The following is a 16,070-nucleotide window of genomic DNA, read 5'->3' as shown; positions in this document are numbered from 1 at the left end:
ATAGCGTGAGCTGATCCATAGCGATAATCGCCTCTAGGCTGAGTTCTGCGATGGTAGCCATTCCACTACGTTCGGTGAAGAGCCTTGCATATACAGACTTTTCTGTCGAAGGTTTTCCGTGTCTTCCGGTCACAGACAGCAGCTGATTTTCTTTCACACACGCTGCCGCCCGTCCTTATAAGCGCAGGGCAGGAATCGCGTGGGTAAAGCTTTCGGATTTTGGGCGGGGAGGGTATCGGTGCTGAGTCAGATAAACCTGCCTGACGGTCTGAGTTCCGGTGCTGTTATATCGTGCGGATACGGCTTCCCTGCTGGTCTGAAGAGTACTGAAGTTCCGGGATGGGTTCAATAATTGATAAAAATGGTTACAAGTGGCAGAGGGCGACAGTTGTTCACTGTCGTGGTCTTATTGTTGCTGCAGAGTAGCCGCTGCGCGGTCTGGCTTTTGGGGCTGCCGCCCGGCCCCATGACCTCTTTGAGGGGTCTTACCCCTCACGCCGGTCGGGCGCTTACTCCTGACCGCCATGGATGGCGGAAATGCAGATTGTGCAGGAGCACACAATCGGCCCGCTTCGCGCTGTGCAGGACTTTACCCGATCTGAATAATCCTGCGGTCTCGGTAACGCGAATAATGGGCCATCCATGGCCCTATTCGCTCGCCCGGCATCCATGCCGGGACGTACCGGCGGAGAATTATCCACACCGGCGTCCTGCAGGCGCATAAAAACCATGACGCGAAGCCGCTTTTTAGTTCTCGCTTTTGTTTGTTTTGAAAAGCCGGGTTGCGTCTGAATAAACGCGGCATTTGTGCGGTGCCAGTCAACCAAGTGATTCTGCGGCCTTCAGAGCAAAACCCTGCCCCGGAGCGATGCGTTTGTATAGATGTTTTGCATAGTCGATCCGGGGCGGGCTAAATGGCAGGAGCCATTTCAACAGCCGCAGGCTGGCCCGAAGGGGGAAGGGCATGGATGCTCGGAATCATTGTTTTGCGTGCCGCATAATCGCTGCAGTTGGCTGAACAGCGCCGGACAGCCGCAAGAGAGGATCGGAAGGAGATACTTCTCCTTGCATGGGGCGCAGGGGCTTGCCCCGCATTGGCTTCAACTAACTACAAAAGCCAGCCCGCGTAGCGGCTACTCAGTCCACGCAGCGGCTACAACTCAGAACACAATCATTTTCAGAACCAGCAAAACAGCGGGCACTACCTCGCAGAGCGTGGGAGCGAGTCGTTTCCAGAACCAGCAAAGCAGCGGATACTACCACGCAGAGCGTGGGAGCGAGTCGCAAAAGCCAGCCCGCGCAGCGGCTACTCATCCACTGCGCCTATCACCATTTCATGCTTTAATCAGCGCCTGTATTAATGAGGACTCTCCGTGAGTAAAACCGCCCCCGACAAAGGCTTTGAGCTGTGCTGGCACGAGCATCAGGCGATCAGCCTGCGTGCCTCGGTGCTGCTGGCCTATCACCACTGGTCAGAGGATCAGGTGGCGGCAGCTCAGGCGCTGGGGGCTGTGTGTGTTAATGGCGTGGTTGAGTACGGCGATATTGAGTTACAGCCAGGCGATAGCATCAGCCTGTTGTTGACCGATCATCAGGAAGAGGCGGTTGATACGGGCTGGAAAATACTCTGGAAAAATCAGGAATTAACGGCCGTGCATAAACCGGCACCCCTGCCGGTATCGCGGACTACGCGTAATTTATTTAATACCCTGATCAGTCTGTTCCGCCGGGCTACAACGCATAAAGACACGCATTTATTGCACCGCCTGGATGCCGAAACCTCGGGCATTATTCTGCTGGCTAACTATGCCCATGCCGATAAAAAGTGGAAGAAAAAACTGGAGCGTTTAATTGAGCGTAAGGTTTACCACGCGCTGGTTTATGACGTTCCCGACTGGCAGCATTATGAGTGCCAGACCTTTCTGGCAGAAAAAACCGACAGTTCTATCCGCTCGCAGATGCATGTGGTGGCAGAGGATGAAGCCGATACGGTTAAAAGCCCGAAGCTGGCAACCACCCGGTTCCGTGTATTAAAAACCTTTAATGGCTACAGCCTGATTGAATGTGAGTTGCTGAGCGGGCGTAAGCATCAGATCCGTGCTCAGCTTGCACATCTGGGGTATCCGATTATTGGCGATAAAATCTACAGCCATAATGGCCGCTTTTATTTAAAACGTCTGCAGCAGGATTTAAGCGCAGACGATTATGCCCAGCTTGGAGCTGAGCATCATTTACTGCATGCTTTTGAATTACAGTTGAATACGGCGACGGGCGATCACCGCGATGAGGTGGTGATTTATGATAAAGACTATCCCAAAGCCTGGCTGCCTTATCTGCAAGGCGCTTCTTTTTGACAGTCTTCTGCTTTTAAAGCCGCTCTTCTATTTAAAACCGCACTTCTCGTTAAAACCGCTCTGGTGTTAAGCGGATCAGAGCTGATCAATATCTTTAATAATAAAATCGCGCGCTAAAAACGCCCCGGCATCAATATAAAGACGGTTGCCGATACGCAGCTCGTGCTCGGTTACGTTGTGGCCGTAAATAATCCAGTCGATTCCGGCAATATTGCCCGGCGTTTGTTGTTTAAAGGGTTCGCGTGCCCAGATGGCGCGCTCGGCCAGATGATTATCCAGCTGGTCAAAATCCTGCCAGTCGGCGAGGGGGAAATCGGCGTGAATAACCGCCACGCTTTCGTCGTGGCGGTTGATTAATTCAATCGCCAGCGGCAGTTGTTCTATACGGCGGAACCAGTCATCCCACAGGCTTTTATCGTGCTGCAGAATCCAGTCACCACCGTGCAGTAAAATCAGCTCGCGTGAAGTGGCATTATCTTCGCGGAAAGCTTCGTACAGCAGTTGCTCATGGTTACCGATGACCGCAAAAAACCAGGGCTCATCGAGCAGTGCCAGCGCTTCGGGAGATTGCGGCCCACGGTCGACCAGATCGCCGGTGCAAATCAGGCGGTCGTGATTTTTATCAAAACCCATACGTTGCAGCTGGGCGTGCAGCGCAGGCACACAACCGTGCAGGTCGCCGACAACAAAGTCGCGGCCTTTGGGGTTTTTACCTAAACGCAGCAGGCGTGGCTGAATCAGCATGACAGAAAGCGGAACCGATAATAAAAGGAATAGCAGGAGGTTCCTGCTGTCCGGGTCGTAAAGACCGGGTGCGCAGCATACAATGCCAGCTTCAGAATGCAAAAGACGATGGCCTCAATCCCGCTATGATCATTCCTGTCATTCTTGCCGGTGGCACAGGTACACGGCTGTGGCCGCTGTCTACCCGTGATTGCCCCAAGCAGTTTCTGCCGCTGCTTGATCCTGAACGGTCGCTGCTGCAGCAAACCCTGCTGCGCGCACAGGATCTGTTGCAGCGGCTCGGCCAGCCAGCGGTGGAGCCTGTTATTGTCTGCCATGAGGCGCAGCGTTTTCTCGCCGCCGAACAATGCCGGGCGCTGAATATCCGTGCGCAGATTGTGCTGGAAGATGAAGGGCGTAATACCGCACAGGCTATGGCGCTGGCGGCGCAGCATCTGGCGCACAATTCACAGCCGCCCGCAGAACATCGTGAGCAAATGCTGATGCTGGCGATGCCCGCCGATCAGACGCTGAGCGATAACGCGGTATTGGCTCATGCAATTGTGTCGTTGCAGGCACAGGTCAGTCAGGGCGCAGCCGGTATTTTTGGTATTGAGCCTGACTATGCCGCGACGGGGTTTGGCTATTTACGTAAAGAAGCGAGCGGGCAGGTTGTGGAATTCCGCGAAAAACCCGATGCGCACATCGCGGCACAGTGGCTGGCGGCTAATACCCGGCAACAGGCTGGCTGGTTATGGAACAGCGGTATTTTTTTCTGGCAGGTTCAGGCTTTTTTACAGCGCCTGAGCGAATATCAGCCAATGCTGTTTGCTGCAACGCAGGAAGCGATGGCACAGGCGCAGCAGGATCTCGATTTTATCCGTCCTGCCACCGGGCCTTTGCAACAATGCCCGCATTTACCCGTGGATATTGCCCTGCTTGAACCGCTTAGCGCGATTGCGCAGGCGGTGGTTGCGGCACCACTGGTTAACAGCGGCTGGAATGATATTGGTAACTGGCAGGTTCTTAGCGAACTGGGCGAACTGGGCGAGGCCGATGCGCAGGGAAATATTGAACACAACAGCGCAGCCGCTCACGGACGTTTTCAAGACAGCCGCAATAATTATCTGCACAGCAGCAGCGGACGCGATATTGCATTGTTAGGCGTGCAGGATTTATTAGTCGTGGATACCGCCGATGCACTGCTGATTGCGCATAAAGATCAGGCACAACAGGTGGGCTCACTGGCACCTGTTGCCAGCGCGGGTAAAGCAGAACCACGGCTGGTGTATCGTCCCTGGGGCAGTTATGAAGTGCTGCATCCGGGCGACGGTTATAAAATCAAGCGCCTGCGGGTAAAAACCGGTGGGCGTTTATCGTTGCAGCGTCACCGCTTCCGCGCCGAGCACTGGGTTGTGGTGCGCGGTAAAGCAACGGTTATTCGTCAGCGTGATGGAGTGCAGAGCCGCGAAGTTCTGCACGCTAATGAATCGACCTTTATTGCGCTGGGCGATATTCACTCGCTGGAAAATAACGGCGATATTCTTCTGGAAATGATTGAAGTGCAGTCCGGAGATTATCTTGCAGAAGATGATATCGAACGGCTGCAGGACGTTTATGGCAGAAAATAAGCGTGGCCGTGGATAAAAAACAGTAGCAGACAGGTATCAGCAACAGATGGCGCTCATATGACACAGGTTTTACTGGTAGAAGATGATCCGCAATTAAGCCGCGATGTGGCTTTTTATTTAACCCAGGCCGGTTATCAGGTTGAAGCCATTGACCGTGGTGACTGGGCGATGAGCCATCCGGATGTGCATAACGGCCGCTTTGATCTGGCTGTGCTGGATCTCGGCCTGCCGGGTGCGCCGGGGTTGCAGGTTTTGCAGCACTGGCGTGCACAGGGCATTCTTATGCCGGTATTAATTCTGACCGCACGCAACAGCTGGCAGGAGCGGGTCGATGGCCTGAATGCCGGTGCCGATGATTATCTGGGTAAACCTTTCCGTAAAGAAGAACTGCTGGCGCGGCTGGAAGCGATGCGCCGTCGTTTACAGCAGGACGGCCAGTTACGCTTAACCGTTGATGGGCTGACGCTGGATGAAGAGCGGCACACCGTATTGCTGCAAGGTAGCGAAAACGAACAGGAGCTGACGGCGACAGAGCTGAGCATGTTGCGTTTATTAATGCAGAAAGCCGGTAAGCCGGTTTCTAAGCAGCAATTACTCGACAGCCATTACGGCTGGCAGGAAGAAAAGGCTGATAACCTGGTGGAAGTCTATATCCGCCGCTTGCGGCGCAAAATCGGCGAGCAGCGTATCCGTACTCTGCGTGGTCAGGGTTATGTCTTACAGCAGGGGGATAACTGATGTGGTCTCTGTCAGCGCGGTTGTTACGCTATATGATCAGCGGTCAGATGCTGGTATTGCTGTTTATGTTACTGGCCTCCGGGATTGCACTGAACATTGCCGCACAGGATTATTTTAAAAGCCGCCTCGAACACGACCGAGATTTATTGCTGAATGAACTGAGCTGGAGCGCCAGCGGCCCCACGCTGGAACACGAACATCTAACCCCGGTATTTAATCAGCCTTTTTCTGGCCATTACTTTCAGATCAGCAGTGATAATAATGTATTGCTGTCGGTTTCTCTGCAGGGCATCAGGCTGCGTGACGAGCACATTCACGATGTTAAAGAAGGTGAATCAGAGTGGCACTGGCAGCCGTTTGAGCAGGGCCAGTATTTATATGTGCTCAGCCAAACCTTAAAACAAGGCGAGCGGCATTTGCATTTACAGGTTGGCGAAGACTTCCGGCCGATTATTAATGCTTTTCTGCATGCATTTTTCTGGCTGGCCAGTGTGTTCTCGTTATTGTTGATTGGCTTTTTCTTTCTGCAGCGACGTTTGCTGACCCGCACCTTAAAGCCATTTTCGCAGATCAGCGATCAGCTGAAACAACTGGCACAGCAGGATATTGATGAACTGCCAGCACCGGTAATGCAGGAGCTGACCGGATTGGTGAATGAGATTAATGCACTTGGCGAGCGCACCCGTGACCGTCTTAATCGTGCCCGCCTGGCGTCGGGAAATTTATCCCATTCATTAAAAACGCCGCTGGCCATTCTCGCTAACCGCTTAAGTAATATGCAGGAACAGGGTGGTGCTCACCACAATCCGGATGAACTGGCTGAAGCACAGGAGCTGGTTGAACGGATGAGCCAGCAGATTGATAACGAAATGAAGCGTGCGCGTATTGCCGGGCTGATGAGCCGGGCACCGAAAATTGAGCTGAATGAAATGTTTGATCAGTTATTAATAACGCTGAATAAGCTCTACCCGCATATCCGCTTGCAGCACTCGATGCCGGACGGCATGAGCTACCCCGGTGACCGGGAAGATATTATCGAACTGTTTGGTAACTTGCTGGATAACGCCTGTAAATGGGCGGCGACAGAAGTGTTGGTTGAAATAAAACGCTTACCGCAGCGGCTGGAAGTATCGATCTGTGACGATGGCCCCGGCATTCATGAAGACGAAATTTCTGTGCTGTTAAATCCGGGTGAGCGTCTGGATGAATCGGTAAAAGGCTATGGCCTTGGTCTGGCCATTGTCAGTGATATTGTTGCGCAATATCACGGCACGCTTCATCTGGAAAACCGTTCCCTGAAGGGCCAGCCCCTGACGAACGGTGACGATCATCAGGGGCAGGGATTGCAGGTTATCGTCAGTCTGCCGTACTGACGCCCGGGTTCAATGCGCCGCTGGCCAGCAGCGGTTGCAGCCAGTAATGAATATCATACAGCGGAAAGGTTTCGCGCAGTTGCAGCAGCAGCTGGTCGGCTCTTTCCGCATCCAGATGCAGGCTCATTACCGTACGTTTTTGTTTGCCCTGAATCTGCTCACTCAGACTTAAATGATCGCTGCGGTTGCTGTGGCCAAAGGCCTGCCACGAGGTAAATCCGGGCAGACTTTGTTCCAGTAACCAATCTGAAATGGCTTCAGCCTGTTGTGGCCGGGTTGAGATGGTCAGCAATACTTCAGTCATATTATTTATGCTCCAGAATAAAGCGACGATACAGCACCGGCAGTACATAGAGTGTCAGCAGGGTGGAGGTAAACAGACCACCGATCACCACAATGGCCAGCGGTTTCTGAATTTCGCTGCCGGGGCCGGTGGCGAATAATAGCGGCACTAAGCCGACAGCGCCGGTGGTGGCGGTCATTAATACCGGACGTAACCGTCGTACGGCACCATCGCGCACGACCTGTAATCCACGCTGGCCGAGGGTAACTAAATGACGGAACTGATCAACCAGTACCACGCCGTTCATAACCGCAACGCCAAGCAAAGCAATAAAGCCAACCGATGCCGGAACCGATAAATATTCACCACTTAACCACAGGGCAATAATGCCGCCGATTAATGCGAAAGGAATATTGGCGAGAATCAGCAGTGCTTCGTTCAGGCGGCCAAAGGTGGTGAATAACACCAGTAATACCAGCGCAATGGCGACCGGCACCATTAACCCAAGGCGGGCATTGGCGCGTTGCTGGTTTTCAAACTCGCCACCCCAGGACAGGACATAGCCTGCTGGCAGGGTAATTTTTTCTGCAACCCGCTGTTGTGCGCTGGCTACAAAATCACTCAGGGCGACGCCGCTGACGTTGACGTTTACCAAGGCAAAGCGCTGCCCCTGTTCGCGTTTAATTAATACCGGCCCCTGAACTTCACGCGCGGTAACCAGCGCCGACAACGGCACGGCCTGGCCATCGGCGGTGGCCAGAGTCAGCTCATTCAGTAATTGCTCAACCTGCAGCCGGGTTGGCTGACGCAGTACCAGTGGTACCTGACGGTCGCTGAACACCACTTCGCCGCTGTTAATACCTTCCAGATAGCTGCGCAGGGTTTTCTGTACGTCTTCAACGTTTAAACCAAAATGCGCAATACGCGGATAATTATTTTCCAGCTGCAGGTAATGCATACCATCGGCCTGTGAAACCATCACCTCGCTGACGCCATTCAGGGTTTTCATTTCGCCGCCGATCTGATCGGCCAGGTGTTGCAACTCAGCCAGATCGCTGCCGAAGATTTTAATCGCAACGTCACCGCGTGAGCCGGAAATCATTTCTGATACACGCATATCAATCGGCTGAGTAAAACCGTAATCGACGCCGGGGAATTGCTCCATCACCGCCCGGATCTGATCTTTAATGGCGTCTTTATTTTCAGCCTGCCACTGATCGCGTGGTTTCAGCTGTAAAAACATATCGGTTTCGTTCAGGCCCATCGGGTCCATCCCCAGATCATCGGAACCGGTACGGGCAATAATACGCTCGATATCGCTGACCGCTGCCAGCATGGCGCTTTGCACTTTCAGATCAATCGCTGCTGAGGCCTGCAGGTTAATGGTTGGTGTTTTTTCCAGCTGTACAATCAGATCGCCTTCGTCCATTTCCGGCATAAAAGCTTTACCGGTTTGCAGGTACGCCAGCACGGCGAGTACCACGGCCACCGCCAGACCCAGCATGATGGGTTTGGGATTGCGTAAGGCGGCCGTCAGGCTTGATTCATAGCTGCGTTGTAAGTGCTCAATCCAGCGTGGTGTGGTTACTTTCTTTTCGTCGATGGCGAGTGTGCATAGCACCGGGATCAGTGTCAGCGATACCAGCAGACTGCTGGCCATGGCAAACATAATGGTCATAGCAACCGGCGCGAACAATTTTCCTTCCAGCCCTTGCAGAGTAACCAGTGGCGAAAAGACCAGCAGAATAATCAGGGTGCCGGAAATAATCGGCACCATCACTTCTTTAATCGCGCGGAAAATAACGTGCATACGTGGTAATGAACGTGAGGCTTGCTGTAATTGCGTTACGGTATTTTCCACGACCACCACCGCACCATCGACCAGCATACCAATAGCAATGGCCAGACCACCCAGGCTCATCAGGTTGGCGCTCATGCCGAAGTAATCCATGATAATAAAGGTCATCAAAGCCGACATTGGCAGGTTAACCGCCACCACCATCGCCACCCGCACGTTACCAATAAATAACCCGAGCAGAATAATCACCAGAGCAACGGCAATCCATAAGGCTTCTGATACCGTATTAACGGCGCGTTCAATTAAGTTGCTGCGGTCGTAAAACACATTAATGCTGAGTTCCGGCGGCAGGCTGGGGCGCAGTGTGTCGAGGGCTCCACGCACGCCGCTGATGACTTTCTGGGCGTCAGAATTTTTTAACGCAACCACTAAGGCCTGAACCGTTTCCCCTTGTCCGTCTTCGGTTACGGCGCCGTAACGGGTCATGGATGATAGCGAAACCGTGGCAACATCACCGAGGCGAATGGCGCTGCCGTTATGCCAGCGGATAATACGGTTTTCCAGATCCTGCAGACTTTGAATACGGCCACCGCTGGAAACAATAATGGATTCTTCGCCACTGTCGATACGTCCGGCGCCATCGTTACGGTTATTGCTTTGCAGGAAATCCTGTAACTCCTGCAGGGTCAGTCCAGCCCGTGCCAGGGCGACGGTATCGGGTGCGACCTGATAAGATTCAACACGGCCACCCAGCGCATTAATATCGGCCACGCCCGGCACCGTGCGCAGCAATGGACGGATTTGCCAATCAAGAATGCGGCGCTTTTCTTCCAGTGATAACGGGCCGTCCAGGGTGAACATAAATAATTCACCTAATGGCGTACTCATAGCGGCAATACCACCACTGATGCCTTGCGGTAAATCCGGCCAGACCGCCGACAGGCGCTCGGCTACTTGCTGTCTTGCCCAGTAAATATCGGTGCCGCCGGTAAAGTCGACGGTAATGTCGGTAATGCCGTATTTCACCACCGAACGCAGAATGCTTTGGTTGGGAATACCCAGCAGTTCGACTTCAATTTTACGGGTAACGCGGGTTTCCAGTTCTTCCGGGGCCAGGCCCGGTGCTTTAATAATGATTTTAACCTGTGTCGGAGATATCTCCGGGTAGGCATCAATACGCAGATTCTGAAAGGTATTCAGGCCGGCGGTAAAAACAGCCAGGCTGATAACAATAATCAGAATGCGCTGTTTTAATACGCCCTGTAATAATGCGGATAACATTTATTCGCTCTCCATACTTTGCCAGAGCGCTTTCAGCGCCGCGCTGCCACTGATGGCAATTTCGCTGTTTTCCAGACGCTTGTCCTGCAGTAATAAACCCCGGTTACCGGCAATAAACTGTTGCAGCTCGGTTGCCTGCACTCCGTCGGGCGTGCGGATAAATACCCAGGATTGATCGTTATGGCGCACCCTTGCTGCCGCCTCTGTTGGCCAGCCGCTGGCCATGCTTGGAATATCAACGCGTACCATGCTGCCGGGTTGCAACCCCTCGGCCTGTAACCAGACCTCCGCCTGTGCCGCATTGTTTTGCAGCGCGCCGATGCTGCGGATAATGGCTTTTTGGGCGGTGCCGGTAATGCTCAGGCTCTGATCCATGCTCAGGTTATGCAGCATGTGTTGTGGCACCAGCAGGCGTAAACGCAGCGCATGTTCCGGCCAGAATACCGCCAGCGCTTCTCCGGCCATAAAGTGTTCGCCGGGCTGGCGTTTAATGTCGACCAGCCAGCCATTTTGCGGCGCTGGCAGAGCGTAGTCGGCCTCGCTGGCGGTTTGCCATTGGCCAGGCAGATGTTTGAGGATTTGTGCGTTCAGTTTTTTCTGATCGTTCAGCTGCTGGCACAGCAGTTGTTGTTCCTGCAAATCGAGGCGCGAGGTTAAGCCGCTTTTATTGCGTTCACGCATGTCGTTAAAACGCTGATTACACAGGTTGGCCTGCTGCTGTAAACGTTGGTTAGCCTGAAAGAAATCCAGTACATCGTGGCTGTGCAGTAACGCCAGAGGTTCTTTTTCAGCAATAAAGTTACCCGCGGTGGCTTGCCATTCTTCCAGTCGTCCTTCGAATGGCAGGCTGATATTTTCAGTCTTCCCCGCCGCGACGGTAGCGATTGCCGGCAGTGATGCCAGTACCACCTGATCCTGGCTGGTCAGTTTCTGAAAACGTACACCCAGGTTATCTAACTGCTGACTGCTGATGGTTAACTGTGCGGTAGCGGCTGGCGTTTCAGCAACGCTGCTCTGGCTTAGGGCAAATAACAGACTGGCGGCCAGTAACGGATTTATAGAAAGACAGCAGAATTTCATAACAGGGGCTCCTGTAACTGAGCGGATAAATGGATAAGAGTTGGGCTGAAGAGCGTCATAACGGATATCCCTGTAGCTGATTCCATTGGCTGATTGTGCGCAGGTATTCAATGCGCGCTTCATCGGCCTGTTGTTGCAGGCGCCAGATGCTGGCCTGGATCTGCAGCCACTGAAAACCTGACAGACTGCCACGCTGGTAAGCCTGATATTGGCTCTGATACTGCGCACTGGCCTGCTGGCTCATGTCGTTTAATTCGTTCATACGTTGTTGCAGCAGCGGCAGGCTGCTGGCAATGGAATGGCGTTCGGCTTGCAGTTGCTGACGATTGCGCAACCATTCGGCATAACGGCTGCCAAGCTGACGCACGGCATCGCGGCGTTCGCTGTAATTGGCACTACCAAAATCAAAACTTATTCCGACTAGCAGGGCATCGTTAGCCGGTTGCGCATTGATCGCCTGCTGGTGTTTTACCCCCAGGCTCAAACGCGGGTTTAAGGTATTTTTCTGCTGGCTGCGTAATTGCGCATCGGACAATTGTTTTTGTATGTGCAATAACTGCAGTAACGGATGGGCATCCAGAGGTTGCTCCGGCAAGGCACTGAATGTCCAGTCGCCGGGTAAATCATTCAGCGCTGTCCATTGTTGCCATTGCTGGCGCAGAGTCTGTTGCTGGCGCTGATCCAGCAGTTGCTGATTTTTAAGCTGCTGATATTGCTCCAGCAGGGTGAGGCGATCCGCTGCCGGGCGTTCGCCCTGACGGATTAATAAATCCAGCCACTGCAATTGTTGCTCCATTGCCGCCAGACGGTCCTGGGTGCGTTGCTGGCTCAGTGTCATGCTTTGCCAGTCCCACCACCAGGTTTGTAGTTTTCCTGCCAGCTGCCAGCGCAATACCTGTTGGTAGGCCAGGGTTTCGCTGCTGGCGGCCTGTTGGTAATCACGACGGCTTTGCATTAAGCCCGGACGTGCGAGGGGAAGTTCCAGCCGGGTTTGCCATTCCTCGGCACTGCCACTGGCGCTGTCACCCTGTTGATAGTCCAGGGCGACCGACGGCGCGGTGGCCAGCCAGCTGGGCAGGCGATGATTATTGATGTCGTCTTCCGCCGCCAGATAGTGTTGTTCCGGCAGTTGCTGCCAGGCGGCTTCCAGGCTTTGCTGGAAATCGGTGGCCTGAGTGCTGATGGCCGTTAACAGTAAACATAAGCCCGCCAGAAGCGGCTGCGACTGAATTATCTTGTTGCCCATTGAGCATTCTCCGAAAAATACTGATGGCAACATAACGGCATAAGCTGAAACGAAACTGAAAAGCGCCGGCTTTCGTGTAAAGCAGCGTCAGAGATGTTAATGATTCTGTTTAATTATCTGCGAGGGATAAGAATCATTCTTTCTCGTTCCTACGCTCTGCGTGGGAATGCAACTGTGCCAGCAAGGGCTACCACGCAGAGCGTGGGAGCCAGGTGAAAGCAGAATATAAAGCAATGCATCCCGGTAAAGCGGGATGAAGGATCAGAGGTTATTTTTCTCGTTCCTACGCTCTGCGTGGGAATGCAACTGTGCCAGCAAGGGCTACCACGCAGAGCGTGGGGGCCAGGTGAAAGCAGAATATAAAGTAATGCATCCCGGTGAACCGGGATGCAGGATCAGAGGTTATTAATGTTCGCGCAGTTTCCATTGCGAGAAAAACGGATACAGCAACGGTAAGACAAACAAAGTGAGGAAGGTTGCCGTTACCAGTCCGCCGACAATTACACTGCCCAGGGGTTTCTGAATTTCCGCGCCTAAGCCATCCGACATTAACATCGGAATTAATCCCAGTGCTGAAGTAAGAGCCGTCATTAATACCGGGCGCAGGCGCGATAAGGCACCGTTAAATACCGCATCATTTACACTATGTCCGGCAGCCAGGCGCTGGTTAATACTCTCAACCATCACCACACCATTTAAAACCGCCACGCCAAACAGGGTAATAAATCCCACCGAGCCAGGCACGGATAAATACTGGCCGGATAACCACAACGAAAAGATACCGCCAATAACCGCCAGCGGCACATTCAGAAGAATCAGCAGTGCCTGACCGACCGAGCCAAAAGCGAAATACAGCAACAGGGCAATTAATCCTAATGACAGCGGTACAATCATCATTAAGCGTTGCTGCGCGCGCTGCTGATTTTCAAACTGGCCGCCAATATTGACGGCATAGCCCGGCGGTAATTGCATCTGAGTGTCGATGGCGTTGCGGATATCGGCCACCACGCTGCCCATATCGCGGCCTTCGACATTGGCCTGAATGACCAGTCGCCGTTGTACATCGTCACGCCGTACCTGTGGTGGGCCAGAGGAAAATTCCACCGTCGCGACATCGCCCAGACGAACAATGGCACCGGAGGGCGAGCGCAGGCGTAAATCGGCAATGGCGGCGGCACTGCTGCGAAATTCCTGCTTCAGGCGCACATAAATATCGTAGCGTTCGTTGCCGTTAATAATTTGTCCGGCACGGCTGCCGCCTAAACCATCACGCACCACGGTCAGTACGTTATCCACCGATAAACCATAACGCGATAAGGCATCCCGTTTGGGGGTAATCACCAGCTGCGATTCGCCGGCAATCTGTTCCATCGCTACATCGCGGGTACCGGCAATGGTTTTTACCAGCGCTTCAATCTGCTGGCCCTGTTGTGCCAGAACATCGAGATCGGGGCCGAATAATTTAATCGCCAGCTGCGCCCGTACACCGGACAGTAATTCATCGACGCGGGTGCCGATGGGTTGAGAAAAGTTAAACAGCAGGCCGGGAAAGACTTCGAGTTTTTCTTCCATTAAATGCTGCAGGGCCAAGCGATTGTCGGCCGACTGCCATTCGCTGACAGGCTTCAGGCCGATATAAATCTCGATATTACTTACCGGCTCCGGATCGCCGCCCAGTTCCGGCCGGCCAACGCGGCTCATGGCGTAGGTGACTTCCGGAAACTGTAATAATAACGCTTCCAGTTTTGGCGCTACGCTCAGCGCGGTTTCTAAACTGGCGGAAGGCGCCAGCGTTACGCGCAGATTAATGGTGCCTTCTTCCAGTTCCGGTACAAACTCGGTACCAAGGCGCGGGGCAATAATAGCGGCTGCTAATAACAGCATACCGGCAAGCCAAATCACCCGCCGTGGAAATCGCAGCGCCTGGGTGAGCAGGTGGCGGTACAGTGTTTCCAATGGCTGCAATAAGGGGCTGGGTTTAGCGCTTACCGGAGCACGGAACATAAACGTAGCCAGCACCGGGACGACGATTAATGCCACCAGTACAGCAACCAGCATGGCCAGCATGATGGAAATAGCCATCGGCTGGAATAATTTGGCTTCGACACCCTCAAAACCAAACAGCGGCAAAAACACTAACAGGATAATACCGGTAGCAAAAAATACCGGGCGCGCGACTTCGGCCGCCGCTTCCTGAATGCGCAGACTGATACTGTCTTTGCCAGCATTGGGATTGGCCTGCAAATGGCGGAATATATTGTCGACCATCACCACCGAACCATCGACCAGCATGCCAATGGCGACGGCAATACCACCGAGCGACATCAGGTTGGCGGATAAGCCGTACCACGACATCAGCATTAAGGCGATGGCAATCGACAGAGGAATGGATATTAACACCAGCAGCGTGGCGCGCAGATTCATCATAAACAGCGCCAGCACAATCAGAATAAAAACAAAGGCCAGCGCCAGTGCATTGACTACCGTACTGACGGCCTGTTCGATTAATCCGGCCTGATCGTAAATGACCTCAAAGGTGACGCCTGCAGGCAGCGCCTGATGAATTAATGTCAGCCGTTGCTGAATGCCGTCGATGGTGGCTTTGGTATTGGCGCCCATACGTTTGAGTACGATACCGGAGACGACTTCGCCGAGCTGTTCGGCGGTGGTTTCTGTTGCCTTGCCGGTTGTATTGTTGCGGCTGAACGTTACCGCACCCTGACGGATTTCGCTGCCAAAACCCACCTCGGCGACATCGGCAACGGTAACGGCCACACCATCAATGACCCGCAACGGAATCTGCGCTAATTGTTTTAAACCCTGTTCGCCGCTGTCGAGCCAGCCGGTGCCACGGATGACCAGTTGTTCCTGCCCACGGTTTAAATACCAGCCGCCGACATTGCGGTTATTGGCTTCTAATGCATCGATCACATCCTGTTGCGACAACTGAAAAGCCAGTAAGCGGTCGGGGTTTATATTGACCTGAAACTGGCGTACGTCGCCGCCGAATGACAGCACATCGGTGACGCCATCGACCGGCATTAACAGCAGTTTTACCAGCCAATCATTCAGGCTGCGCAATTGCATCAGGTCATAACCGGAGCCGGGTTCTGCCAGTAATACATACTGAAATATTTGCCCCAGCCCGGAGGTATTGGGCCCCATTTCCGGAATACCGGCTCCCTGCGGAATAAATTCACGCGCGGCCTGCAAGCGCTCGAATACCAGCTGGCGGGCAAAGTAAATATCGGTACCTTCGTTAAATACCACGGTAATGCCGGATAAACCGGTTTTGGATATAGAACGTACTTCGGCCACGTCGGGCAGGGCGTACATCACCGCTTCAATCGGATAGGTGATCAGTTTTTCTACTTCTTCGGCGGCCAGTCCCGGCGCTTCGGTATTAATCGCCACCTGTACGTTGGTTACGTCGGGAAAGGCATCGAGGTTCAGCTTCGGCAAAGCGAAAGCGGCAGCAATACATAAACTGGTGATGGCAATGAGCACCAGCAGGCGGTTAGCGACCGCCCAACGGGTTAATAACGTAAACATAGTTTAATACC

10 protein-coding genes are annotated in these 16,070 nt (G+C 53.4%); 4 read left to right on the top strand and 6 right to left on the bottom strand.

Features of this window, described 5'->3' with window-relative positions:
- Positions 1-1,373 precede the first annotated feature (1,373 nt).
- The gene (locus NYR02_RS19355; RefSeq protein ID WP_260978009.1) at positions 1,374-2,354 is read left to right on the top strand and encodes an RluA family pseudouridine synthase; all 981 of its coding nucleotides are present in this window, start codon (positions 1,374-1,376) and stop codon (positions 2,352-2,354) included.
- A 75-nt stretch (positions 2,355-2,429) separates the two neighbouring features.
- Here the strand turns inward: NYR02_RS19355 and NYR02_RS19350 are convergent, their stop codons facing one another.
- Entirely contained in the window at positions 2,430-3,098 is a 669-nt protein-coding gene (locus NYR02_RS19350) for a metallophosphoesterase (RefSeq protein WP_260978008.1), read from the bottom strand.
- A gap of 125 nt (positions 3,099-3,223) precedes the next feature.
- On the opposite strand from NYR02_RS19350, the gene NYR02_RS19345 reads away from it, so the two are divergent.
- From NYR02_RS19345 to NYR02_RS19335, 3 genes are read left to right on the top strand one after another with little or no spacing between them, the layout of a single operon-like run.
- Positions 3,224-4,708 (top strand): mannose-1-phosphate guanylyltransferase/mannose-6-phosphate isomerase, encoded by a 1,485-nt coding sequence (locus NYR02_RS19345; RefSeq protein WP_260978007.1) that lies wholly within the window; start codon positions 3,224-3,226, stop codon positions 4,706-4,708.
- Between the two features lie 57 nt (positions 4,709-4,765).
- Positions 4,766-5,446 carry a response regulator gene (locus NYR02_RS19340; RefSeq protein WP_260978006.1) on the top strand — a complete coding sequence of 227 codons (681 nt, stop codon included), beginning with the start codon at positions 4,766-4,768 and terminating at the stop codon, positions 5,444-5,446.
- Positions 5,446-6,819, top strand: coding sequence for a sensor histidine kinase (locus NYR02_RS19335; protein WP_260978005.1), 1,374 nt, complete (start codon positions 5,446-5,448; stop codon positions 6,817-6,819). Before NYR02_RS19340 ends, NYR02_RS19335 begins: the two co-directional genes overlap by 1 nt.
- Here the strand turns inward: NYR02_RS19335 and NYR02_RS19330 are convergent.
- From NYR02_RS19330 to NYR02_RS19310, 5 genes are all read right to left on the bottom strand, one after another.
- Entirely contained in the window at positions 6,803-7,123 is a 321-nt protein-coding gene (locus NYR02_RS19330; protein ID WP_260978004.1) for a DUF3240 family protein, read from the bottom strand. The genes NYR02_RS19335 and NYR02_RS19330 overlap by 17 nt on opposite strands.
- A gap of 1 nt (position 7,124) precedes the next feature.
- Positions 7,125-10,181: an efflux RND transporter permease subunit gene (locus NYR02_RS19325; protein WP_260978003.1), complete on the bottom strand. Its 3,057-nt coding sequence runs from the start codon at positions 10,179-10,181 to the stop codon at positions 7,125-7,127.
- The gene (locus NYR02_RS19320; RefSeq protein ID WP_260978002.1) at positions 10,182-11,261 is read right to left on the bottom strand and encodes an efflux RND transporter periplasmic adaptor subunit; all 1,080 of its coding nucleotides are present in this window, start codon (positions 11,259-11,261) and stop codon (positions 10,182-10,184) included.
- A 55-nt stretch (positions 11,262-11,316) separates the two neighbouring features.
- The gene (locus tag NYR02_RS19315; protein ID WP_260978001.1) at positions 11,317-12,507 is read right to left on the bottom strand and encodes a TolC family protein; all 1,191 of its coding nucleotides are present in this window, start codon (positions 12,505-12,507) and stop codon (positions 11,317-11,319) included.
- Between the two features lie 405 nt (positions 12,508-12,912).
- The gene (locus NYR02_RS19310) at positions 12,913-16,059 is read right to left on the bottom strand and encodes an efflux RND transporter permease subunit (RefSeq protein ID WP_260978000.1); all 3,147 of its coding nucleotides are present in this window, start codon (positions 16,057-16,059) and stop codon (positions 12,913-12,915) included.
- Between the last annotated feature and the right edge of the window lie 11 nt (positions 16,060-16,070).

Origin of the sequence: Thalassolituus pacificus (genome assembly GCF_025318105.1) — a bacterium.
GTDB lineage: Bacteria > Pseudomonadota > Gammaproteobacteria > Pseudomonadales > Oceanobacteraceae > Venatoribacter > Venatoribacter pacificus.
The sequence above is the reverse complement of the archived record's forward strand: the minus strand, read 5'-3'. Positions and strand labels throughout refer to the sequence as shown.